At 60.2% G+C, this 25765-nt stretch carries 18 protein-coding genes; 4 read left to right on the top strand and 14 right to left on the bottom strand.

Going from position 1 to position 25765, the window contains the following annotated elements; genetic code table 11:
• Positions 1–135 precede the first annotated feature (135 nt).
• From ACWUKX_RS04060 to ACWUKX_RS04025, 8 genes are all read right to left on the bottom strand, one after another.
• Positions 136–1764 carry an alpha-D-glucose phosphate-specific phosphoglucomutase gene (locus tag ACWUKX_RS04060; protein WP_456004026.1) on the bottom strand — a complete coding sequence of 543 codons (1629 nt, stop codon included), beginning with the start codon at positions 1762–1764 and terminating at the stop codon, positions 136–138.
• Between the two features lie 3 nt (positions 1765–1767).
• On the bottom strand, positions 1768–3213 hold the full coding sequence (gene glgA, locus ACWUKX_RS04055) for a glycogen synthase GlgA (RefSeq protein ID WP_456004024.1): 1446 nt from the start codon (positions 3211–3213) through the stop codon (positions 1768–1770).
• Positions 3214–4482, bottom strand: a complete 1269-nt coding sequence (glgC, locus tag ACWUKX_RS04050; protein WP_456004022.1) for a glucose-1-phosphate adenylyltransferase — start codon at positions 4480–4482, stop codon at positions 3214–3216.
• Between the two features lie 31 nt (positions 4483–4513).
• Positions 4514–6727 (bottom strand): 1,4-alpha-glucan branching protein GlgB, encoded by a 2214-nt coding sequence (gene glgB, locus ACWUKX_RS04045; RefSeq protein ID WP_029355798.1) that lies wholly within the window; start codon positions 6725–6727, stop codon positions 4514–4516.
• 58 nt (positions 6728–6785) lie between these two features.
• Entirely contained in the window at positions 6786–9248 is a 2463-nt protein-coding gene (locus tag ACWUKX_RS04040; protein WP_456004020.1) for a glycogen/starch/alpha-glucan phosphorylase, read from the bottom strand.
• 254 nt (positions 9249–9502) lie between these two features.
• Complete coding sequence (locus ACWUKX_RS04035) at positions 9503–10285, bottom strand: ATP-binding cassette domain-containing protein (RefSeq protein WP_023802796.1); 783 nt, start codon at positions 10283–10285, stop codon at positions 9503–9505.
• 2 nt (positions 10286–10287) lie between these two features.
• Entirely contained in the window at positions 10288–11352 is a 1065-nt protein-coding gene (locus ACWUKX_RS04030; protein ID WP_456004018.1) for an ABC transporter permease, read from the bottom strand.
• Between the two features lie 156 nt (positions 11353–11508).
• Positions 11509–12486, bottom strand: coding sequence for a sugar ABC transporter substrate-binding protein (locus ACWUKX_RS04025; RefSeq protein ID WP_240992868.1), 978 nt, complete (start codon positions 12484–12486; stop codon positions 11509–11511).
• Positions 12487–12757: 271 nt separating this feature from the next.
• Between ACWUKX_RS04025 and ACWUKX_RS04020 the strand changes: the two genes are divergently transcribed.
• The 4 genes from ACWUKX_RS04020 to ACWUKX_RS04005 all read left to right on the top strand — a co-directional run bounded on the left by ACWUKX_RS04020 (position 12758) and on the right by ACWUKX_RS04005 (position 16751).
• Positions 12758–13984, top strand: a complete 1227-nt coding sequence (locus ACWUKX_RS04020) for an ROK family transcriptional regulator (RefSeq protein ID WP_095518361.1) — start codon at positions 12758–12760, stop codon at positions 13982–13984.
• A gap of 2 nt (positions 13985–13986) precedes the next feature.
• Positions 13987–14433, top strand: a complete 447-nt coding sequence (locus ACWUKX_RS04015; protein WP_029355783.1) for an RbsD/FucU family protein — start codon at positions 13987–13989, stop codon at positions 14431–14433.
• Positions 14430–15353, top strand: a complete 924-nt coding sequence (locus ACWUKX_RS04010; protein ID WP_455841059.1) for a carbohydrate kinase family protein — start codon at positions 14430–14432, stop codon at positions 15351–15353. Before ACWUKX_RS04015 ends, ACWUKX_RS04010 begins: the two co-directional genes overlap by 4 nt.
• A 255-nt stretch (positions 15354–15608) precedes the next feature.
• Positions 15609–16751 (top strand): DegT/DnrJ/EryC1/StrS family aminotransferase, encoded by a 1143-nt coding sequence (locus tag ACWUKX_RS04005; protein WP_456004016.1) that lies wholly within the window; start codon positions 15609–15611, stop codon positions 16749–16751.
• A 7-nt stretch (positions 16752–16758) separates the two neighbouring features.
• Here ACWUKX_RS04005 and cysQ read toward each other — a convergent pair whose 3' ends face one another.
• The 6 genes from cysQ to ACWUKX_RS03975 all read right to left on the bottom strand — a co-directional run bounded on the left by cysQ (position 16759) and on the right by ACWUKX_RS03975 (position 25725).
• Positions 16759–17553 carry a 3'(2'),5'-bisphosphate nucleotidase CysQ gene (cysQ, locus tag ACWUKX_RS04000; RefSeq protein WP_065006319.1) on the bottom strand — a complete coding sequence of 265 codons (795 nt, stop codon included), beginning with the start codon at positions 17551–17553 and terminating at the stop codon, positions 16759–16761.
• A 7-nt stretch (positions 17554–17560) separates the two neighbouring features.
• Positions 17561–19498 (bottom strand): sulfate adenylyltransferase subunit CysN, encoded by a 1938-nt coding sequence (gene cysN, locus ACWUKX_RS03995; RefSeq protein ID WP_456004014.1) that lies wholly within the window; start codon positions 19496–19498, stop codon positions 17561–17563.
• Between the two features lie 2 nt (positions 19499–19500).
• The gene (cysD, locus tag ACWUKX_RS03990) at positions 19501–20406 is read right to left on the bottom strand and encodes a sulfate adenylyltransferase subunit CysD (protein WP_095492359.1); all 906 of its coding nucleotides are present in this window, start codon (positions 20404–20406) and stop codon (positions 19501–19503) included.
• Positions 20407–20883: 477 nt separating this feature from the next.
• Positions 20884–22203, bottom strand: coding sequence for an O-antigen ligase family protein (locus ACWUKX_RS03985; protein WP_456004011.1), 1320 nt, complete (start codon positions 22201–22203; stop codon positions 20884–20886).
• Positions 22200–23459, bottom strand: coding sequence for a tetratricopeptide repeat protein (locus ACWUKX_RS03980; protein WP_456004009.1), 1260 nt, complete (start codon positions 23457–23459; stop codon positions 22200–22202). Before ACWUKX_RS03980 ends, ACWUKX_RS03985 begins: the two co-directional genes overlap by 4 nt.
• The gene (locus tag ACWUKX_RS03975) at positions 23347–25725 is read right to left on the bottom strand and encodes a GumC family protein (protein ID WP_456004007.1); all 2379 of its coding nucleotides are present in this window, start codon (positions 25723–25725) and stop codon (positions 23347–23349) included. The genes ACWUKX_RS03980 and ACWUKX_RS03975 overlap by 113 nt, the downstream gene beginning before the upstream one ends.
• Between the last annotated feature and the right edge of the window lie 40 nt (positions 25726–25765).

Below are 25765 nucleotides of genomic sequence, written 5' to 3'. Positions count from 1 at the left end.
TGGCAAATGTCTTGCCGAACGGCCAAGCAGCGCTTCGCCGGCCCCCAAAGGAGGCCGATGCCCCCAACCCGACGTCCATACGCCTTCTCTGCAAAGGCCTCACAAGGGGAGAAGGAAAGGCGCGCCGCGCCAGCTTCACGTAATCACGCTCGGCTTGGCGCGGCCGGTATGGCTGCGAATCCCGGCAATATCATCGGCTGCCGCAATCAAATCGGCAAGCGCCTCCTGCGTGTCGAGATCATGCCTGGACTTGTCCGGCTCGTAGCGCTCGATATAGACGCGCAGCGTCGCGCCCGAGGTGCCGGTGCCGGAAAGACGGAAGACGACGCGCGATCCGCCTTCGAACAGCACCCTGATGCCCTGGTTCTTGGCTATCGAGCCGTCGACCGGGTCGTGGTAGGCGAAATCATCGGCGCTGGCGATCTTCATGCCACGCACGCTGGTGCCGGGCAGTGATGCGAGTTTCGCCCGCAACTCGTCGACCAGCGCGTTGGCGCGGTCGGTCTCGACCTCCTCATAGTCGTGGCGCGAGTAGTAATTGCGGCCATAGGCGGCCCAGTGCTCAGTGACGATCTGCTTGGCGCTTTCGCCGCGGGCAGCAAGGATATTGAGCCACAAAAGTACGGCCCACAGCCCGTCCTTTTCGCGGACATGGTTGGAGCCGGTTCCCGCACTTTCCTCGCCGCAGATCGTTGCCATGTCGGCATCGAGCAGGTTGCCGAAGAATTTCCAGCCGGTCGGCGTTTCATAGATGCCGATGCCGAACTTTTCGGCGACGCGATCGGCCGCGCCGCTGGTCGGCATCGAGCGCGCGATGCCTTTCAGGCCGGCCTTGTAGCCCGGCGCCAGATGGGCGTTGGCGGCGAGCATGGCCACCGAATCCGACGGAGTGACGAAAATGCCCTTGCCGATGATCAGGTTACGATCGCCGTCGCCGTCGGAAGCAGCGCCGAAATCCGGCGCATCCGGTCCCATCATCTCGTCATAGAGGTGTTTGGCATGGACCAGGTTGGGATCGGGATGGTGGCCGCCGAAATCCGGCAGGGGAATGAAGTTGCGGGCGGTCCCCTTCGGTGCGCCGAGCCGGTTCTCCAGGATATCCTTGGCGTAGGGGCCGGTCACGGCATGCATGGCGTCGAAACGCATGCGGAAACCCGATTTGAACAGTGCGCGCAAGGCATCAAAATCGAACAGGCCTTCCATCAGCTCGGCATAGTCGGCGACAGGGTCGATCACCTCGATCGTCATGCCGCCCGCCTCGACCGTGCCGATCGCGTCGAGATCGACCGTGCCGATGTCGGCGATTTTGAAACTGGAGATTACCTTGGTTTTGGCGAAGATCGCGTCGGTCACCTTTTCCGGCGCCGGCCCGCCATTGCCGGCATTGTATTTGATGCCGAAATCCTCGTGCGGGCCGCCCGGATTGTGGCTGGCCGACAGTATGATGCCGCCGAAGGTCTTGTATTTGCGAATGATGTTGGAAGCGGCCGGCGTCGACAGGATGCCTCCCTGTCCGACCATCACCTTGCCGAAGCCGTTTGCCGCCGCCATGGCGATGGCCTTCTGGATAACTTCGCGGTTGAAGAAGCGGCCGTCGCCGCCGATCACCAGGGTCTTGCCCTCGAACCCGTCCAACGCATCGAAGATCGACTGGATGAAGTTCTCGGCATAGTGCTCCTGCTGGAACACCGGTACTTTCTTGCGCAGCCCGGAAGTGCCGGGCTTCTGGTCGGAGTAGGGTTTGGTGGCGACGGTGCGTATCATGCGTCAGACAGCCCTTTTTGAAAGCAGCAAGCGATAGAGTTGGAGGTATTTTTCTGCGCTTTTATCCCACGACACATCGGCCTTCATGCCTTGCCGCTGCATCGACGCCCAGATCGTGGGGTTGGCATGCGCTTCCACCAACCGGCGGATGGCGTGCAGCAAGGCGCCAGCATCGGCGGGCGCGAACTGGAAGCCGGTCGCCACACCTGCCGAAACGGCCGCTTCATTGGCGTCGATGACCGTGTCGGCAAGGCCGCCGGTGCGGGCGACGACCGGCACGCAGCCATAGCGCAGGCCGTAAAGCTGCGTCAGCCCGCAAGGCTCGAAACGCGACGGGATGACGATGGCGTCACAGCCGCCCTGCATGGTGTGGGACAGCCCCTCGTCGTAACCGACAACGACGCCGATGCGACCGCGATGGCGGGCGACGGCGGCCAACAGCGCGCCTTCGAGGCCGGCGTCGCCGGACCCCAGGATCGCCAAGCGTGCGCCCCTCGCAATGATCCCGTCGATCACCGTCGCCAGTATGTCCATGCCCTTCTGCCAGGTGAGCCGGCTGATGACGCAGACGATCGGACTGTCGTCGCGGTCGAGGTTGAAACGATCTTCGACCGCGGTCCGGTTGGGATGCCGCGCCTTCAATGTCTTGGCCGTGTAGTTGGAGACCAGATGCTTGTCGGTTTCAGGATTCCATATCTCGGTATCGATGCCATTGACGATGCCATAGAGATCGACGGATCGCATGTTGACGAGCCCATCGAGCCCCATGCCGAATTGCGGCGAGCGGATCTCCTGCGCATAGGTCGGGCTGACTGTGGTGATTGCCCAGGCGGCCTGCAGGCCGGCCTTGAGAAACCCAACGCCGCCATAATATTCGACGCCGTCGAGCGCCATGGCCGCCGCCGGCAAGCCAAGCTCGCCAAAAATGCCGGCGCCGAACTGACCCTGGAAAGCGAGGTTATGGACGGTGATCATCGACGGCGTGCCGACCGCCTTGCCGTAGCGCATATAGGCCAGCGTCATCGCCGATTGCCAGTCATGGGCATGGACGATGTCCGGCTGGTAGCCCGAGATGGCGCCGCCGGCGATGTCGCCGCCAACCTGGCTCAAGGCCGCGAAACGCCGCCAATTGTCCGGCCAGTCGGCGCCGGTGGCATTGCCATAGGGACCGCCGGGGCGATCGAACAGATGCGGCGCGTCGAGCACGAACAGGTCGAGCCCGGCAATCTGGACGGCATGGACCGACGCCTTGCCGCCCTGCAGCAGCGGATATTGGTGAACGGGTTTTTTCTTCTTGAAGGTGTCCATCACCTGAGGATAGCCGGGAACAAGCGTGCGCATCGTCACGCCCTTGCCGGCGAGCGCGACGGGCAACGCGCCGGTCACGTCGGCAAGCCCGCCAGTCTTGATCAGAGGGAATATTTCGGGCGTGACCGACAGTACCTGCATTCATTGCAATCCCAGTTTGTCGATCATCGCCTGCGTGACGAGGCAGATGCCCTTTTCGGAAACGCGGAAGCGCTTGGCGTCGAGAACGGGATCCTCGCCGACCACCAGCCCCCCCGGTATCCTCACGCCATGGTCGATCACCACGCGCTTCAATCTTGCGTTCCGGCCGACCTGGCAGTCTGGCAGCATGACGACTTCCTCGAGCGTCGAATAGGAGTTGATGCGCGCGCCGGTGAAGATCAGGCTTCGCTTCAGCGAAGCACCAGAGACGATGCAATCACCTGAGACGAGCGACGACACAGCCGAGCCGCGGCGGCCATCCTCGTCATGCACGAACTTTGCCGGCGGCTTCAGCTCCGCATAGGTCCAGATCGGCCAGTCGCGGTCGTAGAGGTCGAGCTCCGGCGTGATGTCGGTGAGGTCGATATTGGCTTCCCAATAGGCGTCGACCGTCCCAACATCGCGCCAGTAGGCTTCGTTCTCGGCCGTCGAGCGCACGCAGGATTTGGCGAAGCGATGGGCGATCGCCTTCCCGTGCTCGACGACATAGGGGATGATGTCCTTGCCGAAGTCGCGGCTTGAGCCCGGCTCGGCCGCGTCGCGGCGCAGTTGCTCCATCAGGAATTTGGTCTTGAACACGTAGATGCCCATCGAGGCCAGGGCAAAATTCGGTTTGTCGGGAATGCCGGGCGGATCGGCGGGTTTCTCGATGAAGGAGATGATGGTGTCCTTGGCATCGACATGCATGACGCCGAAGCCGGTCGCCTCCATGCGCGGCACTTCGAGGCAGCCGACGGTGACGTCGGCGCCGGCGTCGACATGCTGGCGAAGCATCAGCTCGTAGTCCATCTTGTAGACGTGGTCGCCGGCCAGGATGACCATGTATTCGGGCCCGTAGGCCTCGATGATGTCGATGTTCTGGTAGACGGCATCGGCCGTGCCCTCATACCATTGCGTTTCCGACACGCGCTGGCTGGCCGGCAGGATGTCGAAGCTCTCGTTGCGCTCGGGCCGCAGGAAGTTCCAGCCGCGCTGCAGGTGGCGGATCAGCGAGTGTGCCTTGTACTGAGTGGCGACGCCGAGGCGGCGAATACCGGAATTGAGCGCATTGGAGAGCGCAAAATCGATGATGCGCGTCTTGCCGCCGAAATAGACTGCGGGCTTGGCGCGCCGGTCGGTCAATTCCTTGAGGCGGCTGCCACGGCCGCCGGCCAGAACATAGGCCATGGCATCGCGCGCCAGCGGCTGGGTCCGTTTTATCTCTGCCATTTTTATCCTCCCAAGTTACGCGAGACATCGCTTAGTCCGGAGCAAATTCGAGCATGATCGTCGACAGTGGCGGCAACAGGATCGTCGCCGAGATGCCTCCTCCTTCCGCCCGAGCCTCGACGGCACCGCCATTGCCCTTGCCGGAACCGCCATAGTCGGTGGCGTCCGTGTTGATGATCTCGCGCCATCTTCCAGCCGTCGGCAGCGGCACGCGATAATCGTCACGGGGCACCGGTGTAAAATTGGAGATAACGGCAACCGGGTTTCCGCCCGGCGCGCTGCGCAGCCAGGCAAAGACAGAGTTCGCGCTATCGTCGACGATCAGCCAGGAAAAGCCTTCCGGCTCGCAATCGCGAGCATGCAACGCCGGGCGTGAGCGGTAGAGATAGTTGAGATCGCGCACCGTCTGCCAGACGCCGCGATGGGCCTGGAAATCGAGCAGGTTCCAGTCGAGCGCGCGCGCCTCGCTCCACTCGCGGCGCTGGGCGAATTCCTGCCCCATGAACAACAGCTTTTTGCCGGGGTAGCCCCACATGAAGGCGTAGTATGCGCGCAGCGTTGCGAATTTCTGCCAGTCGTCGCCGGCCATCTTGCCGAGCAGCGTCCCCTTGCCGTGCACGACCTCGTCATGGGAGAGCGGCAGCACGAAATTCTCGCTGAAGGCGTAGACCAGGCCGAAGGTGATGTCGCTGTGATGATGCTTGCGAAAAATTGGCTCCTTGGAGAAATACTCCAGCGTGTCGTGCATGAATCCCATGTTCCACTTGAAGCCAAAACCCAGCCCGCCCTCATGCACCGGCTGCGAAACTCTTGGCCATGAGGTCGATTCCTCGGCAATCGTCATCACGCCAGGATGATGGCCGTAGACCTCCTTGTTCATCCTCTGGAGGAAGCTGACCGCCTCAAGGTTCTCGCGCCCACCCTTTTCGTTGGGAATCCATTCGCCGGCCTTGCGCGAATAGTCGAGGTAGAGCATCGAGGCGACGGCATCGACCCGCAAACCATCGACGTGGTACTTCTCGGCCCAAAACAGCGCATTGTTGACGAGGAACGAGACGACCTCGCGCCGGCCGAAATTGTAGATCGCGGTGTTCCAGTCGGGATGGAAGCCCTTACGCGGGTCGGCATGCTCATAGAGCGCGGTGCCGTCGAAATTGGCCAGGCCATGCGCGTCCACCGGAAAATGTGCCGGCACCCAGTCGAGGATGACGCCGAGGCCGGCGCGGTGGGCGCCGTCGACGAACCGGGCAAAACCGTCCGGATCGCCGAAGCGGGCCGACGGCGCGTAGAGGCCGGTCGTCTGGTAACCCCAGGACGGATCATAGGGATGTTCGGAGATCGGCATGAATTCGATGTGGGTGAAACCCGTGTCTACGACGTAGGGGATCAGCCGGCCGGCCAGTTCGTCCCATGACAGGAAGCTGCCGTCGTCGTGAAGCTGCCAGGAGCCGGCATGGACCTCATAGATCGACACCGCCTCGCGCCTGGGATCGGCGTTGCGCCAGAAATTGCGGTGCGCCTCGTCACCCCATTGATGCGCCGGCGGAAGCGCCGTCACCGAAGCGGTGGCCGGGCGCAGTTCGGACTTGAAAGCGAACGGATCGGCCTTCAGCGGCAGCCTCACGCCATCGGGCCCGATGATCTCGTATTTGTAGGGCCGGCCGGCGCCGATGTCGGGAATGAACAACTCCCAGATGCCGGTGTCGCGGCGGACGCGCATCGTATGCCGGCGGCCATCCCATTCATTGAAATCGCCGACCACCGAGACGCGCCTTGCATTGGGCGCCCAGACGGCGAAATGCACGCCGGATGCACCCTCGTGATCGATGAGATGCGCACCAAGCTTGTCGAACAGCCTGAGGTGCGAACCTTCGGCGATGTAATAGTCGTCCAGCGGACCGAGCACCGGACCGAACGAATAGGGATCGGTCAGCCACCAGTCACCACCGGCATTGCGCGCGTGATAGCGCAGCGGCTGACGCTTTCTGAGCGACAGGCTGCCCTCGAAGAAGCCGCCTTCGTCGCGCCTGGAGAGTTCGCCGGCTTTCTTGCCGGTCAGCGTATAGGCAGTGACGAACTCGGCATGAGGGACGAAGCAGCGGGCGACAAAGCTGTTGTCAACCTCGTGCACACCGAGGACAGCGAAAGGATCACTATGCGTGCCGGCGACAATTGCCGCGACATCACCGGCTGAAGCCAGTCCATCCGGCCCGCTTGTCGCAGCGGTCGCGCGTGGCTTCCTCATCAGGCAGTGACCCTCCCCGGCACCCGGACCACGTTGTTCGTGGTCTCATGCAATCATATCAGACCGGCACGTTCCAGATTTCTTTCGCATATTGGCGGATCGTACGGTCGGACGAGAACCAGCCGACGCGGGCAACATTGCGGATTGCCTTGGCGTACCAATCCGGGCTGTTGCGCCAGACGGCGTCGACATCGCGCTGGGTGGCGGCGTAGGCATCGAAATCGGCGGCGACCATGAACCAGTCGCTCTGATAGAGGCCGTTCATCAGGTCGCGATAACGTTCCGGATCGTCAGGCGAAAAGACGCCCGACGAAACGGCAGCCACGGCCTGCGCCAGTTCGGGAGAGGCTCCGATCACCGATCGCGGATCGTAGCCGTTGCTGCGCCGCTCGGCGACCTCTTCGGTGGTCAGGCCGAAAATAAAGATGTTGTCGTCGCCGACGCATTCCTTGATCTCGACATTGGCGCCGTCAAGCGTGCCGATGGTCAGCGCACCGTTCAGCGCGAACTTCATGTTGCCGGTGCCGGAGGCTTCCATGCCGGCGGTCGATATCTGCTCTGAAAGGTCGGCGGCCGGCATCATGATCTCGGCCAGGCTGACATTGTAGTTCGGCACGAACACCACTTTGAGCAAGCCGCGAACGGCCGGGTCGCGGTTGATGACCTTGGCGACGTCGTTGGCGAGTTTGATGATCAGCTTGGCGTTGTGATAGCTGGGCGCTGCCTTGCCGCCAAAGAACTTGACGCGTGGCATCCAGTTGCGCTCCGGATGGGAGCGGATCTGGTCGTAGAGGGCGACTGTTTCGAGGATATTCAGGAGCTGGCGCTTGTATTCGTGGATGCGCTTGATCTGGATGTCGAACAGCGCCGAGGGATCGACCTTGATGCCGAGGCGGTCGGCGACGAGATTGGCAAGCTTGGCCTTGTTCGCCCGCTTGACTGCCGCGAACTTGTCGCGGAAGGCGGCGTCGTCGGCAAAACCATCGAGCTCCTTGATTGCGTCTATATCGTCGAGGAAGCGGTCGCCGATCGCCTCGCGGGTGAGCGCGGTGAGACCGGGATTGCACTGGATCAGCCAGCGCCGCGGCGTGATGCCGTTGGTCTTGCTGTTGATGCGGTCGGGGTAGAGCCTATGGAGCTCGGCAAACACCGTTTCCTTCATCAGCTCGGTGTGAAGGGCAGAGACCCCGTTGATCGAGTGCGAGCCGACAAAGGCCAGATTGCCCATGCGCACCCGGCGCTCGCCATTTTCCTGTATCAGCGAGATTTGGCTGATCTGCTCGTCAGAAAACTGGTCGGAGGCGCGCGCCTCCAGCAGCACTTCGGCGTTGATGGCGTAGACGATCTGCATATGGCGCGGCAACAGCCGCTCGAACAGCGGCACCGGCCAGCTTTCGAGCGCTTCGGGAAGCAGCGTGTGGTTGGTGTAGCCGAAAGTGCGCTTGGTGATACTCCAGGCCTGATCGAAATCCATACCGTGGACGTCCATCAACAGGCGCATCAGCTCGGCCACCGCGATGGCCGGATGGGTGTCGTTCAGATGGATCGCCGCCTTGTCGGGCAGCGACTGCAGGTCGCCATACTGGCTGAGATGACGCTGGATAATGTCCTGCAACGATGCGGTGGAAAAGAAATACTCTTGCCTAAGCCGCAGCTCCTGACCGGCCTTGTGGGAATCAGCAGGGTAAAGGACGCGCGACAAGGCATCGGCCTTGTTGCTTTCGGCGAGCGCACCGATGTGGTCGCCGGCGTTGAACTTGTCGAGCAGGATCGGATCGATCGGCATGCCGGACCAGAGCCGCAGCGTGTTGACGCGGTTGGCCCGCCAGCCAACCACCGGCGTATCGTAGGCAACCGCCAGAACATGTTCGATCGGCTTCCAGACGTGGCGCTCAAGCCTGCCGTCCTTCGATGTGATCGATTCGACCGAGCCGCCGAAACCGACCTCGAAAGAACGTTCGCGCCGCTCGAACTCCCAAGGGTTGCCGTGATCGAGCCAGGTCTCGGGCAGCTCAACCTGCCAGCCGCCATGGATTTCCTGCCGAAACATGCCATTGGCGTAGCGAATGCCATAGCCATGCGCGGGAATGTCGACGGTTGCCATGCTTTCCATGAAGCAGGCGGCGAGCCGGCCAAGACCGCCATTGCCAAGCGCTGCATCTGGCTCGAGGGCCGCGATGAGGTCGAGGTCGACGCCGAGAGACCGCAGCGCTTCGCGCATATTATCCATCAGGCCAAGATTGGAGAAGGCGTCGCGCATCAGGCGGCCGATGAGGAATTCCAGTGACAAGTAATAGACGCGCTTTTCCTGATGGGCGTAGGCCTCTTGCGTCGCCTGCATCCAATGATCGACGATATGGTCGCGCACGACCTTGATCGAGGCGGTGAGCCAGTCGTATTGCGTCGCGACGCTGGTACCCTTGCCGAGCCTGTATTTGAGGGCCTTCAAGACTTCATCGGCAAGCGCCTTGGGATCGGAGTTTTCGAGAATGGGAGCTTTGGATGTCATCGCGCGCGTCATGCTGCCTCTCGTGCGGTTGCCATGATCATACCGGCTTTCACCATTCCTCCCAGCCTATGCTAGCGCATATTGTTGTGCGTTCAATCGAGTTAGATTGCCGCGGGGAAGCTTACCTGCGGCAACCTAGCAACTTAAGGCGCGTCGCGTTTGGGGGCCTCTGCGACGCGCCTTAAGTTCTTACTTATGTGCATGTCGTTGTCCCAAAACCGCTGCGCTCGGTTCGCGCCCGAGGGCATGCTTTTGGGCGACATGCATCAGGCCGCCAGCGCCGCCTCCGGCGGAAGCTTCGCTCCGGTCATGAAGGCGACGGCGTCGGACATCGTATATTGCTTGGGATCGATGACACAGAGGCGACGGCCCAGCCGATGGATGTGAATGCGATCGGCCACCTCGAAGACATGCGGCATGTTGTGGGAGATCAGCACGATCGGCAGGCCGCGCTTCTTCACGTCGAGGATCAGTTCGAGCACGCGGCGGCTCTCCTTGACGCCTAACGCCGCCGTCGGCTCGTCCATGATGACCATCTTCGAGCCGAAGGCGGCGGCGCGCGCCACCGCCACGCCCTGGCGTTGGCCGCCCGAGAGCGTTTCCACGGCCTGGCTGATGTTCTGGATGGTCATCAGGCCAAGTTCGGTGAGCTTGTCGCGGGCGCGCTTTTCCATTGCCGGGCGGTCGAGCATGCGCAGCCAGTCGCCCAGAAAACCCGGTTTGCGGATCTCGCGACCGAGGAACATATTGTCGGCGATCGACAGCGCCGGCGACAGCGCCAGGTTCTGGTAGACGGTTTCGATGCCGGCTTCGCGGGCCTCGATGGGCGACTTGAAGAGCACCTGCTTGCCGTCCAACTCGATGATCCCCTCGTCCGGGACAACGGCGCCCGAGATCGCCTTGATCAGCGTCGACTTGCCTGCACCATTGTCGCCGATCACGGCCAGGATTTCTCCCGGATAGAGATCGAAGTCGCAGCTGTTCAGTGCGGTAACGCGGCCGTAGCGCTTGACGAGGCCGCGCGCGGTGAGGATGGGCTCCTGGGTCATGGTTACACCGAAACCTTTCTGATCCACTGGTCGATCGCCACGGCGCCGATGATCAGCACACCGGTGAGCAGCACTTTCCATTGCGGATCGGCGCCCAGCATGTTGAGGCCCATCGAAACGACGCCGACGATCATCGCGCCGAACAGCGTGCCCAGAATAGAGCCGCGCCCGCCGAAGAGGGAAATGCCGCCGATCACCGTCGCGGTGATCGCCTGCAAATTATAGTCGGTGACGGCGGCGGACGGCGAGATCGAGCCGTTGCGGCCGATGGAGACCCAGGCAGCGAAAGCGGCGATCAGCCCCGCAAGGGTGTAGACCGAGATCAGCACCTTCTTGGTCTGGATGCCCGACAGCTTGGCCGCCTCCGGATCGTCGCCGACGGCGTAGACATGGCGCCCCCATGCCGTGTGATTGAGCACGTACCATAGGATCAGCACCAGCACGACCATGGCAATCACGCCGAACGTCAGCACCGCCGTGCCGACCTTGAAGTTCAGGCCGAACAGATGCAGCAGCGGCGCCTGGACGTCGACGTCGGCATCGCGGATCGTCTCATTGGCCGAATAGATGAAGTTCGTGGCCATGACGATGTTCCAGGTGCCGAGCGTGACGATGAAGGGCGGCAGCTTCATGTAGGCGACGAGCAGGCCATTGAGCAGCCCGCAGGCCGAGCCGGCGGCAAGCCCGATCACCACGGCAAGCAAGGTCGGCAGACCATAGGTGACCGCGCAATTGCCCATGATCACGGCCGAAATCACCATGATCACGCCGATTGACAGGTCGATGCCGGCTGTAAGGATGACCAGCGTCTGCGCGGCTCCTAGAATACCAACGATGGCGATCTGCTGCAGGATCAGCGTCAGCGTGTAGGACGAAAAAAACCGTCCTCCGATCGTGACGCCGAAGACAGCGATCGACAGAACCAGCACGATCAGCGGAACCGCAGCCGGAGTGGAATGCAGGAAGTGCTGGATGCGCTTGACAATCGACGTGCCGTGCTCGTCAAAAGCAGCGACGCTTGTCTCGCTGTTCGAGAGAGCCTTTTCGAATTCCTGAACCTGAGCCATGTTTCCTCCCATGCGGCTTCAGCCACGCGCCGACGCCCGTCCACTGTTTCCGATCTGCCGCCGGAATTATTCGCGCTCGCGATAGCGCATCGTCCACCCGAAGCGGCCGGGGATCAAGTCCCCGGCCGATCGGTTCTGTTGCCTGTCAGACCGGGATCAGCCCCAGCACTTGGCGAGGCCTTCCTTGGTGTCGATGGACTTCACGCCCTCAGCGGGCTTGTCGGTCACGAGGTTGACGCCGGTGTCGAAGAAATCCTTGCCTTCGGTCGGCTTGGGCTTCGTCCCGTCCTTGGCGAAAGCGGCAATCGCTTCGATGCCGAGTGCCGCCATCTGCAGCGGATATTGCTGTGAGGTCGCACCGATCACGCCCTCGGCGACCGACTTCACGCCGGGGCAGCCGCCATCAACCGACACGATCAGCACGTTGCCTTCGAGACCCACGGCCTTGAGCGCCTGGTAGGCGCCGACGGCTGCCGGCTCGTTGATGGTGTGGATGACGTTGATGCCGGGGTCCTTCTGGAGAAGGTTCTCCATCGCCTTGCGGCCGCCTTCTTCGTTGCCGTTGGTGACGTCGTGGCCGACGATACGCGGATCGTCCTCGTCGCCGATCTTGTTGGGATCTTTCACGTCGATGCCGTAGCCCATCATGAAGCCTTGATCGCGCAAGACGTCGACCGTCGGCTGCGAGGGCGTCAGGTCGAGGAAGCCGATCTTGGCATCCTTCGCCTTGTCGCCGAGCGTCGCGGCGGCCCACGCGCCGATCAGCTTGCCGGCCTCCAGATTGTCCGTCGCAAAGGTCGCGTCGGCAGCGTCGAGCGGATCAAGCGGCGTGTCGAGCGCGATCACGAGCAGACCGGCGTCACGCGCCTTCTTCACCGCCGGGACAATGCCCTTGGTGTCCGACGCGGTGATCAGGATGCCCTTGGCGCCGTCGGCGATACAGCTTTCGATCGCCGCCACCTGGCTCTCGCTGTCGCCGTCGATCTTGCCGGCGTAAGCCTTAAGATCGACGCCGAGTTCTTTGGCTTTCGCGGTCGCACCTTCCTTCATCTTGACGAAGAACGGGTTGGTGTCGGTCTTGGTGATCAGGCAGGCGCCGACATCGGCGGCGGACGCAGCCGAGGTGAACGCCATCAGACCCAGTCCGGCCGCGGCGAACACGGTGGACTTCAATAGTGCTGTCTTGGTCACGATTTTCCTCCCAGTGGAACCATTTCGGATGCCGGCCAACCGGCACCTGCACAAAGCATCCAGCGACTTCTCCCAGCGTGGACGCCTGCCCCAACAGAATACCAGACCGAGGTCTCTGTCAATAATTAAATCACTCTTATTTATTATTGACAGCGCTGCGTCGTTCACCCATTCTGGCCCAAAAGCGTTGAGGGAAACGACGGGAGGAACAGGGGTGGAGACCGGCACTACAAGGCACGGTTCGCCCGAGGCAGCCGAAAGCCGCATTCACCGCGGCACCAACCAGAGCGGCATGCGGGACCACAATGAGCGGCTGGTGCTGTCGCTGGTGCGTCAGCACGGCAGCCTGGCCAAGTCCGACATTGCGCGCATGACCGGACTTTCCGCCCAGACGGTTTCGGTCATCATGCGTGAGCTCGAGGATGACAACCTCCTTGTCCGTCAGGCGCCGTTGCGCGGCAAGATCGGCCAACCTTCCATTCCGATGGCGCTCAATCCCGATGGTGCCTATTTCATCGGCTTGAAGATCGGCCGTCGCAGCGCCGAACTCGTGCTGATCGATTTTCTCGGCAACGTGCGCTCGATGCTGCAGCATTCCTACCGCTATCCGGCACCGCGCGAGACGGTCGAATTCGTCACCTCCGGCATGAAGACGATGCGCGGCGATCTCACCTCGGCGCAGGACAAGCGCATTGCCGGACTTGGCATCGCCATGCCGTTCGAATTGTGGAACTGGGCCGATACGGCAGGTGCGCCGCGCGACGTCATGGACGAATGGCGCCACCGCGACATCCGCGCCGACATCCAGGCGCAGTGCGAATTCCCGGTCTACCTGCAGAATGACGCCACCTCGGCTTGCGGCGCCGAACTGGTGTTCGGCCGGGCGGGTGCGGCGCGCGACTTCGTCTATTTCTATATTGGTGCCTTCGCCGGCGGCGGTATCGTGCTGAACGGTCACCTTTTCGGCGGGCCGACCGGCAATGCCGGCGCGCTGGGTTCGATGCCGGTGCCCGGACCGGACGGCAAGCCGGCCCAATTGATCGACGTGGCCTCGATTGCCATGCTGGAAAAGGCGCTTAACGCACGCGGTATCGAGGCCTCGCACCTGTGGACGTCACCGGAGGATTGGGGCGAGATCGGCGTCGAGCTCGACGACTGGATCGCCTGCGCTTCGCAGGCGCTCGCCTATGCCATTGTGGCGGCGTCATCGGTTATCGATTTCGAGGCAGCGGTGATCGACGGATGGATGCCGAAGGCGGTGCGGCGCCGGCTCGTCGATGCCGTTGTCGAAGCTATCGGCAAGATCGATGGTGAAGGCCTGAAGCTTCCGGCCATTCGCGAGGGGACTGTCGGCATTCATGCACGTGCCCTGGGCGGCGCCAGCCTGCCGCTTTCCGAGCGCTTCCTTATCGGCTCGACCATGATTTCCAGGAGTGCCTGAGCGTGCTGATCGGAATCCCGGTGCTGCTCGGTCCGGAGCTTCTGGCGACGCTGCGTGCCATGGGTCATGGCGATGAGATCGCCCTTGTAGACGGAAACTACCCGGCGAAAGAGCAGGCACACCGGCTCATCCGCGCCGACGGTCATCATCTTGTTCCGATGCTCGACGCCGTCCTCAGCGTGTTGCCTGTCGATGACGCAGTGCCGGAGGCGCTGTTTCGCGCGTCGGTCAAAGGTAATCCCCTGCTTGCCGATCCCGTTCATCACGAGATGGAGGCGATCTGCGCCAAGCGTGCTCCGGGCCGCAAGGTGGTTGCGCTTGCCGGCGCCGACTTCTATCAACGGGTTAGGTCCGCGCACGCGATCGTCGCGACAAGCGAGCCGCGGCTCTACGCCAACATCATTATCCGCAAGGGTGTGATCTATCCGCCGGAGACCAGGAAACCATGATCCTCTGTTGCGGCGAAGCCCTGATCGACATGCTGCCACGCACCACGACGGAGGGCGAGCCGGCCTTTGCCCCCTATGTCGGCGGCGCGGTGTTCAATACCGCCATTGCGCTCGGCCGGCTGGGAGCACCCGCCGGTTTCTTTTCCGGCCTGTCGTCGGATCTGTTCGGCGGCCAGTTCAGGGACGCGCTCGGGGCAAGCAAGGTCAGTTCCACCTATGCGCACACATCGCCCCGGCCGACCACGCTTGCTTTCGTGCGGCTGGACAACGGCCAGGCGACCTACACGTTCTACGATGAAAACACAGCCGGACGCATGCTGACCATCGACGATCTGCCGAAACTCGGCAGCGAGATCGAAGCCATGCTGTTCGGCGCCATCAGCCTGATCTCGGAGCCGGCCGGATCAGCCTACGAGGAATTCATGCGGCGCGAGCACAGCCACCGGGCCATGATGCTCGACCCCAACATTCGGCCGAATTTCATACCGGACAAGGCCAAGCATCTCAGGCGCATCCGCTCGATGATGGCGATGGCCGACATCGTGAAGCTGTCGGACGAGGACCTCAACTGGTTCGGCGAAGCCGGCTCGCACGAGGACGTCGTCCGCAACTGGCTGGATCGCGGCCCGACGCTGATCGTCGTGACCCATGGCAGCGAAGGCGCCGTCGGCTACACCAGGGATCACAAGGTCACGGTCGTGCCTGACAAGGTCGAGGTGGTCGATACTGTCGGCGCCGGCGACACGTTCAACGCCGGCATCCTGGCCTCGCTGCACGAGCAAGGCCTGCTGTCGAAGGAGGCGATCGCCAATCTGGCGGAAGACGCCATCCACAAGGCGCTGGCGCTTGGCGCCAAGGCTGCGGCGGTAACCGTGTCGCGGGCCGGTGCCAATCCGCCCTGGCGGCATGAAATCGCCTGACCGGATCGGATCCTTTGGAAGGCATTGCGCCGATCGATCACTTTATGTTTCGCCTCACCGGATAGGATGCGATGCAAAGGGTTGGACCTGCCCGACGAAGCCCGGATTTCCGGCGTCTTACAAAGACACACCGGCAATCGCGGGTAACAGGCTGCGACACTTGAGCAATTCGCGGTTTTGCCCATGCGGCTTTCTCGGCCGCGCCAAGTCTGATACCAGCGGCCCGTTATCTGGCTAGTACCGTTTGAGGCCGACATGCAGTTCATCGATCTAGGCGCGCAGCGCGAACGAATCCGCGACAGGCTGAAAGTAGCGATCGACCGCGTCGTCGACGAGGCGCGCTATATTCTCGGCCCCCAAGTCACCGAATTCGAGAACAAGCTTGCCGCCTATATCGGCACCAAGCATGTGGTAGCCTGCGCCAACGGCACTGACGCACTGCTGCTGCCGCTGTTCGCGGCCGGCATCGGCCCAGGTGACGCGGTGTTCGTGCCGAGCTTCACCTTCGCCGCCACGGCGGAAGTGGTGGCGCTGGCCAAGGCTGAGCCGGTTTTCGTCGATGTCGATCCCCAGACCTACAACATCGACATCGCCAGTCTCGAGGCGGCCATCGCCATGATCAAGGCGGAAGGCCGGCTGAAGCCAAGGGCGATCATTCCCGTCGACCTGTTCGGGCTCGCTGCTGACTACGAGGCGATCATGGCGATCGCCAACCGCGAAGGGCTGATGGTGATCGAAGATGCCGCGCAGGCGATCGGCGGCTCGATCGACGGCAAAATGTGCGGTTCGTTCGGCGCGGTCGGCTCGACCAGCTTCTACCCGGCAAAACCGCTCGGCTGCTATGGCGACGGCGGCGCGATGTTCACCAATAACGATGCGCTGGCCGAGCAACTTCGCTCGTTCGCCTTCCACGGCAAGGGCGAAACCCAATATGACAATGTCCGCGTCGGAATCAATTCGCGGCTCGATACGCTGCAGGCGGCGATCCTGATCGAGAAGCTGGCCATTCTCGAAGACGAGATGGTTGCCAGGCAAGCGGTCGCCAATCGGTATGCCGAAGGCCTCGGCGACATCGTCAAGACGGCGCGCAACCTGGAAGGTGGCCGTTCGGCCTGGGCGCAATATGCCATCGAGACGCCGAAGCGCGACGGGCTGAAGGCGCATCTCGGGGACAAGGGCATCCCGTCGGTCATCTATTACGTGAAGCCCTTGCACAGCCAGATCGCCTACCGCGACTATCCGCGCACGCCGACGGGTCTAACCGTTTCGGAGGAGCTGCCGAGGCGCATCCTCTGCCTGCCCATGCACCCCTATCTGGGCGAGGCCGACCAGGACCGGATCATCGAGACGATCCGCAACTATATCGGCTCGAATTCGGCGCAAATCGCCGCCGCGTAGACGGTCGTTAGACGGGTCTGGGCTCCGCAGGCTTGCCGCTAGCGATGAAATGCGGATTGGCGAAGTCCTCGTCATCGCTCTGGTTGCGCTTGCCGTAGGCCAGTGGCTGACCATCGAGTGTGCGCGTTATACCGCCTGCCGCGCGCAGCACCGCATCGCCGGCCGCGGTGTCCCATTCCATGGTGCGGCCGAAGCGCGGATAGACGTCGGCCTCGGCACCGGCGACAAGACAGAATTTCAGCGACGAGCCGACCGACACGATCTCGGCAGCACCCACGGTGCGAATATAGGCTTCGGTCTCCGGCGTATTGTGGGACCGGCTGGCGACGACGGTCAGTGGCGCCACACCCGTTCTGGCCGAAATCGGCCGACGGCCGATGATCTGGTAGTCGCCATTGACTTCGATTGCTTCCGCCCTGCCCGGCCGGCCGGAAAAGAAGCGTCCCGTGCATGGCGCAAAGACCACACCGATATCCGGCACGCCGTGGCGAACGAGCGCGATGTTGACGGTGAAGTCGGTCCTGCGGTTGACGAATTCCTTGGTGCCGTCGAGCGGATCCACCAGAAAGAAGGCGTCGTCGAGGTCGGGCGGCACGATGCCGGTCGATGCCTCTTCCTCAGCCACACAAGGGATATCGGGGAAAGCCGCGCGCAGCCCAGCGAGAATGATCTTTTCGCTCTCGCGATCGGCCTCGGTCACCGGCGAGCTGTCTGATTTCTGGTCGACCGCGCAGCCGGCATCGAAGACGCGCATCACCTCTCGCCCCGCCGCTAAGGCGATGCGCTCGAACACGCCGAGCATCGCTTCGTCAGATGCCGCCGCCGCTATCATATTGGTTTTCAGCAATGTCGCGCTCGTTCAGCCAGAGTTCCAGGGCCTCTACCATCTCCTCGGCAGACTTGCCGAGTGTCTTGAGATGGATTTCGGGGTTTTCCGGGGCTTCATACGGTGAATCGACGCCGGTGAAATTCTTGATTTCGCCATTCAGCGCCCGCGCATAGAGGCCCTTCGGATCGCGTCTGGCGCATTCCTCAAAGGGTGTGTCGACAAACACCTCGACGAACTCACCGTTGGCCATCAATTCCCTGGCCATGCGCCGCTCGGCGCTGAATGGCGAAATGAAGGAAACAATGACGATCAGCCCGGCATCGGCCATCAGACGCGCCACTTCCGCAACGCGGCGAATGTTTTCGACGCGGTCGGCGTCGGTGAAGCCAAGATCGCGATTGAGGCCGTGCCGGACATTATCGCCATCCAGGATGTAGGTATGGCGGCCGGTGGCGAACAGCTTCTTCTCAAAGAGGTTGGCGATGGTCGACTTGCCTGAGCCCGAGAGCCCGGTAAACCAGAACACCGCTGGCCGCTGGTTCTTCATATCGGCGCGTCCGTGCTTGCCAACATCGAGCGATTGCCAGTGGATGTTTTCGGCGCGGCGCAGCGAATGCAGGATCATGCCGGCGCCGACCGTAGCGTTGGTGATGCGGTCGATCAGGATGAAGGCGCCGGTCGTGCGGTTCTCGGCGAAAGTATCGAAGGCGATCGGCGCCCGCGTCGAGATGTTGCAAATGCCGACTTCGTTCATTTCGAGCGACTTGGCCGCCTCATGGGCAAAGTCGTTGACGTTGACGCGGTACTTCAGGTCGGTGACGGTGGCACTGGTCTGATCGGTCTCGGTCCGGAGGATGTAGGAGCGGCCCGGCAGCAGCGCATGCTCATCGAACCAGACGATGTTGGCGGCGAACTGGTCGGCGACCTGCGGCCGCGCCGCCGGCGAAACCAGCATATTGCCGCGCGAGACCTCGACCTCGTCGTCGAGAACAAGAGTGACGGCCTGGCCGGCGACCGCTTGGCTCAGGTCGCCGCCATGCGAGACGATGCGCCTTACATGAGCGGACTTGCCGGATTTGGCGACAACGACCTCGTCGCCTGTTGAGACGGAACCGGACGCAATCGTGCCGGCAAAACCGCGAAAATCGAGATTGGGACGGTTTACATATTGGACGGGAAACCGGAAAGGCAACTCGACCGCGGCCTCGTCAACCGAGACGGTTTCGAGATGTTCGATCAGCGTCGGGCCGGAATACCAGTTTGTCCTATCGGAACGGCCCGTAACGTTATCGCCATAACGGGCAGACATCGGGATGGGCACGATCGTCTCGAAGCCGAGCTTGTGCGAAAATTGCCGGTAGTCTTCGATGATGCGTTCGAACACGGCCTTGTCGAAGCCGACGAGATCGATCTTGTTGACGGCGAGCACGATGTGCCGGATGCCGAGCAGCGAAGCGATGATCGAGTGGCGCCTTGTCTGACGCAGCACACCCTGGCGAGCGTCGATCAGCACGATGGCCAGATCAGCGGTCGACGCGCCCGTTGCCATGTTGCGCGTGTATTGTTCGTGGCCGGGCGTGTCGGCAACGATGAATTTGCGTTTTGGCGTGGCGAAAAAGCGATAGGCGACATCGATGGTGATGCCCTGCTCGCGTTCGGCCTCGAGGCCATCGACCAGCAGCGCGAAATCGACGTCGTCGCCCGTCGTCCCGTGCTTGCGCGAATCACGCTCAAGCGCGGCAAGCTGGTCCTCGAAAATCTGCTTGGTGTCCGAAAGCAGGCGCCCGATCAGCGTCGACTTGCCGTCGTCCACCGAACCGCAGGTCAGGAAGCGCAGCAGCGACTTTCGTTCCTGCACCGCAAGATAGTCACGAATGCCGTCGGTGGAGGCGAGACTCTTGGCCATGATGTGGCGCATGCTCAGAAGTACCCCTCGCGCTTCTTCTTTTCCATCGAACCGGCTTCATCACGGTCGATCAGGCGGCCCTGTCGTTCGGAGGTGCGCGCCGTCAGCATTTCGCCGACAATGGCCTCCAGCGTATCGGCGTCGGATTCGATCGCGCCGGTCAGCGGATAGCAGCCGAGCGTGCGGAACCGCACCAGCCGGTTCTCAACCGTCTCGCCGGGACGCAGTTCCATACGGTCGTCATCCTTCAGAATGAGCATGCCGTCGCGTTCGACGACCGGTCGCTCCTTGGCGAAATAGAGCGGCACGATCGGGATGTCTTCCTGGAGAATATACTGCCAGATATCGAGTTCGGTCCAGTTCGACAACGGAAACACCCGGATCGATTCACCAGTCGCGATGCGGGTGTTGAATATCTTCCACATCTCCGGCCGCTGGTTCTTTGGGTCCCAGACGTGCTGGGCGTTGCGGAAGGAGAAGATCCGCTCCTTGGCACGCGATTTCTCCTCGTCGCGACGGGCACCGCCAAAGGCTGCATCGAAGCCGTACTTGTCGAGCGCCTGCCGCAGCGCAACGGTCTTCATCACATGGGTGTGCGTATTCGAGCCATGGTCGAAGGGATTGATGTTGTCGCGCACACCATCCTCGTTAACGTGGACCAGGAGATCGAAACCGAGCTTTTGCGCCATCTGATCGCGAAAGGCGATCATCTCACGGAATTTCCAGGTCGTGTCGACGTGGAGAAAGGGAAAGGGCGGCTTGGCCGGATAAAACGCCTTCATCGCAAGATGCATCAGCACCGAGGAATCCTTGCCGACGGAATAGAGCATGACCGGCTTGGCGAAGGCCGCCGCTACCTCGCGAAAGATATGGATGGATTCAGCCTCGAGCCGCTGAAGGTGCGTAAGCGCGATATTCATGGACTGTAAGCGTTCTCTCGTGCCAATCCAGACCTTGCATCGATGCATCAGGCGCAATTTTCAGCGGCCCGGTTCAAGCTTCACTTCTGGACGATCTCATTTTCGTGCAGGCGTTCTAGCAGATCGCCATGGTTTATAACAATGCGGGACAGGCTTGCCCTGGAGTGGTTCGGGAATGAATTTTCCACGCTGGGGCGAGAACCCGGAAATTCCTGCTCAACGGGCTGATGGCTTGGTGGCCCAAGAAAAATATTCCTGGACGGGCCGAGATCAGCGCCAACTCGGCTACACTTCCTGCGGTTACGAGTGGTGGCCTGCGGTTTACGAGTGGTGGATCGAGCAGCACTGTCGATTTTGATGGCAGTCCGGCCCTGCCGCGCTCGAAATCCATGATCAGTCGCTATACCGGTCCCTAGAATTTGGAAGAGCGACCCGTCGGTCGCGAACGGCAGTTCGCAGAGCCGTCGCCAAGAGGCGCTACGACGAAGTCCCGATGGGAACAAACAACTTGTCACCGTTATGGTCGATTTCGATCAATTCTTTCTTCTGGGCCAAACGATCCGCAAATCCTTTGTGGAAAATAATGGCGTTCATATAGGCAAACGTCATTGCAAGCGCTTCGGTCCGCAATGGATAATCGACGAGTGAATGGATGAGAAGGAAAGATACCGAGAGGAAAGCTGCCTTTTGAAGTGGATCTCGGCGAATTCTGACAAGCGCCGCAAGAAGTAATATTAAATAAAACATCATCAATAGAATTGCAATAACCCCACCCTCGAAGGCTATTTCAAGGTAATCGTTGTGGGCATGATTAACATATTGCTTGAAAATCATCCCTTCCTTTTCATATATCTGATAGGCCTTCTGAAAATTCCCAAATCCAACGCCAGTAGCCAAATTCTCCTTGATTCCCTCAATAGTGGTGCGCGCAAATTCTCCTCGCCCAAAAGCCGGATCAACCACTTCGGCATCGATCCTAGTCCACGCGCCTATCGTGTAGACCGAAAGTCCTATGAAAACTGCAAGGATGCTGAGTCCGCTCACCCTCGAACGTGCTGAAAGAAAGACTATGGATAGTACGGTGATCGCTAATCCGATCAGGACGCCGGCACGCGAACCGACGGCCAAAAGGAGCAGCAAAAGCGTGGCCAGCCCGAGCGATCCGGACAAAAGATGTCCTCGGAACAGACCATAATAAGCGACAAAGGGGATAGAAACAAAAAGTAATGCCGCAAAATGATTCTCGTTGGCAAAAAGCCCGGCATTGATCGTGAAAGGCAACAATCCCTCTACGGCGACGTCGTCAGAGAGCGAATATTGAATCGCTCCCGCTAACCCATTGCAGATAACGCCCATAAAAAAGAAAGGCAGAAGCCCTTGAACCTGCTCGGTGCGCAAGCGCAATACGCTCAAGAAAAACGCGGCTGACGCCACCAGATACAACAGACATTCGATCGTCCGTCCGACTCCGACGCTGACGAAGCGAAATCCGCTCTGTCCCGCCAGCCATGAATCTCCGAGCAACAGCTCCGGCCGCAACCCGTTGAGTATGGCCGCAGGCAACGGAACGATTTGTAAAATCACCAACGCCACAGCGAAGATAAGCAGCCACAGAATTGTATACGGGATTCTTTGGCCAGAGGTCTGTGAAAAGACAGCCGCCGCCGTGATGATTGCCGCGACCTCAATCAGCGTATCCGTATAGAGGCCGCTTGCAGTCCCCCCGCCGATCAGCAGCGATATAAACAGAACCGATCCAAGGAGATATTTATCCCATTCCGATGGCCGGTCGCTCAAGATGAAAGTCTCTCGATGCTCAATTTGTGCATTACCAACGTACCGACGTAGCGAAATCGCCAGCTCTCAGCAATGGCGGCCGTCTCCAGCCGTAACAATTGCATGGGGCACCCAGCCGGTCCAACCGAAAAATCCTGACTCAGTGCCTGACGATTGTATGTACCCTCGGGAATATTGAACCGCGCTATTTCCCCAGATGGACCCAAGCACCTGATCGACCAGAATAATTCCTTTGGAAGTTTCAGGTTCCTTGCAGAGGCATTAAGAGAAATCTTGTACGAACCTGGAGGGAGTTCAATATACTGCTGAAGAGAAGCGTTCTTGACGGGCGTGTTCAGGAAGCGAATCGTCGCACCACCCTCACCTGCGACCGCATCCTGAGATGTTACAAAGGTAACTTCCAAACCTGACTGCTCGCCGACTTGCCAATCGAAAGGTTTACCACTGGGTACCGGTTCAAAGGTACTGTTGAAAATGTATCCGCCCAACTTCCGTTCCTGATCAGACAGGCTGAAAAGAAACAACCGATACGCCTGTTCAAATTTCTTCTGACGAATATGTTCGTGGATCACCCGGGACAATTCGCTCGAGTTTGGCGGCGCGCTTGAGCCCGTCAAATCGAGCAGCAGCCGATTTGCGAAATCGAGCCCATCGGGGGTTTTGCCAAGCGCAACGAACAGACTTGCTCTCCAAGGTGCCTCCGCCTTGATGGCTGCCAGAACGGCCTGGTATCCGTCGGGGCTTGAGAGGATTGTCGGCAGGCCCTCGGCGATAGCCGGAAATCGATCTGGCCATCGCCGCAGCAATATATCGATCTCGCCGACAGCCTTCGACAGATCGCCGGTCTCGATCGAGTGGCCAATGGACCTCTGGAGCGCGTGGATTTCGGTCTTGGATAATTTTCGAGCTTGATCGAAGAAGTCATAGGCTTCTTCTTTTTTGCCCTGTCGGTATTTGATCTCGCCAATCAGGCTGTAGAGACGCGCATCTGCCACGTCAAAGCGAAGCGCGCCTTCGGCCTTGGCGAGCAATGCATCGAAATCGGGAGTGTTGCTTGTATCGTTCAGGTCGGCGGTTATTCCGCCTATCAAGGCATTGACGTTCAACGGATCCAGCGCGAGGGAAACGGCCGGCGTTTCAGTTTCAAGAAACCGACTTAGCCCGATCGACGAAGCCGCTAACACTAGAGCGGATGCGACGAACCAAACGCCTGAACGCCGGAGATTTCGCGAAAGCGGGCTGGTCTGCTCCGTCATCGACTTTGCCCTCAAGTTTCGGGGTGCTCGTGCCGTAGTCGTAATACTGGTAATTCATATATTTATAGGCGTAATTGTAATCGAACTTGTTCACCGCAAACTTCGACATCGCGGCTCCCACCACGTTCGCGCCGGCAGCTCGCAGACGCTTCAACGCCGTCTTCGCCGACTTGCGTGTGACCTGATTGGTTGAAATGACCATCAATGTGCCCTCCGCAAGCCGGCTGAGGATGGGTGCATCTGAAAGGCCGACGACCGGCGGGGCATCAATTATGACAAGATCAAAGCGCTTGCCGAGATTGGTAACGATCAGTGCCATCTTCGGCGAAGAGAGCAGGTCAGCAGGGTTGGGCGGGATCGTTCCGGAGGTCAGGACGGTCACGTTAGGATATTTCGTCGCCCTGAAAATGCTCGCAAGATCCTCCTTGCGGACGGTGTTTGTCAGGAGATTGCTCAGTCCGATTGTGTTGTCGAGACCAAATAGCCTATGAAGATTCGGCTTTCGAAGATCGCCGTCAACGATGAGAACTCTTGCACCGAGCGCTGCAAAGTCCTGCGCGAGCTTGAACGAGGTGGTCGACTTGCCTTCCGACGGCTCCGAACTCGTGACCAGCAATGATCGCGGCGCACCTTCGGCGCCGGAGAACTGCAACGAGGTTCGAAGCGAACGGTAGGCTTCGGACAATCCTGATTTCTGGTCGGTAATACTGGCTATGAGTTCCCGATCATCGACTAGCGGCAAGATGCCGAGCATCGCCAATCCCAACTCCTTCTCGATCTGCTCAGGATTGGTAAAGGTGTTGTTCAACAACTCGATGATGTAAATAATTGATGCGCTCAGAGCCAAGAAAAGAGCCAAGGCGACCGCAAGATTGATGCTCAGGCGCGGAGAATAAGGATTATTAGGCTGTGTCGCGAAATCGACGATTGCCGCGCTTTGTGTCTTGAGTTCAGAGCTGACGCCGACCTCGTTCAGCTTGGCAATAAGATTATCATACTGCGACCTATTCGAATCAACCTCGCGCTTCAGGATCGTGTATTTGATGTTTTTATCGTTGAAGATAACCTGCTGCTTCTCCATCTCGGCAAGTTTTGACTTGAGGTCGGCCTCCTTGTTCTGAGCCTCCTGGTATTTCTGCCGCAACGAATCGGTTATAGTCAAAACGCCATTGTTATAAAGCCGTTGCAGCTCCTTGATCTGCGCCTGAAGCTGCTGCATTTCTGGAAAGCCAGGCTTCAATATGCCTAATTTCTGCTGATACTGGCTAGTCAAATCCGCCAGTTTATCGGTGATCTTCTGCAGGCCTTCGCTTTCCAAGACCGGGCCAAGACTCGCCCCGCGACCTTTGTCTATCTGGTCCACCATTCGTCCGGCATCGAGACGTTCCTGGATTGCTGTCGCAAGCGCGGTGTTCAGGGCCTCGATATTCGATCCAATCAGCGATTTGTCGTCGCCGGTGATCGTAATGCCAACATCCTTTGCATAAGCGACCAGATCCTCTTCGGACTTCTGAAGCTTTTGCTTTACCTGCAGAACCTGTTCCTGGATGAACTGCCGTGCCAGGTCGGAAGTCTCGCTGGTCTGATCGAGGCGTTGATCGATAAAGCTTTGTGCGACCTGATTGGCTATGTCACTTGCATATTTCGGGTTCTGGTCGGCAAACGCAATCGACAGCAGGCTTGTGTTGGTGACAAGAGTCACCGTGAGGTCTTTCATAACGCGACCGATCGCGATCTTCTCACGTTCCTCCGGGGTTTTCTCTTCTATGGAAGGCGATTTTGAAATTCCGAACGCACGATAGAAAATATTGCTAAGCGAGAAATTCGGAGTCGGAAACAGAAAATCCGGCTTTTCGCTGAGGCCCAGTTGGAACACCACTCGTTGCGCCAATGCACGGCTTTTGAGCTTTTCACGGGCAGTTTGAAAGGCCCGCAGGTCGCTGCTTTCAGAAACCACCTCAATGTCCTGGAAGACCTTGGCCGAAGGAACCAACACTTCCAATTGCGTTGTCGCCAGATATTTTGGCGTCTGCATCATGGTAACAACGATGCCGGCAACCAGCCCGGCTGCTGCCATCATGACAATCAGCCACCGATACTGGACAACGTAAAACAGCAGCCTGAGCGGATTGAAGCCCTCGTCCTGCTCCGAATAATCGCGGCCATACGAACTATAGTTTTGCGCACCGTCATAATACAAGTCGGGAGACAAGGCTTGACCATGTCCTGGGCCTGCAATTTGATGCTGCCTGTTACGATCGAGCATAGCGCTAGATTATCCTAGGTTGCCTGTGTTTGGCTGGACG

The sequence above is a fragment of the Mesorhizobium sp. f-mel genome, from assembly GCF_053850215.1.
The sequence above is the reverse complement of the archived record's forward strand: the minus strand, read 5'-3'. Positions and strand labels throughout refer to the sequence as shown.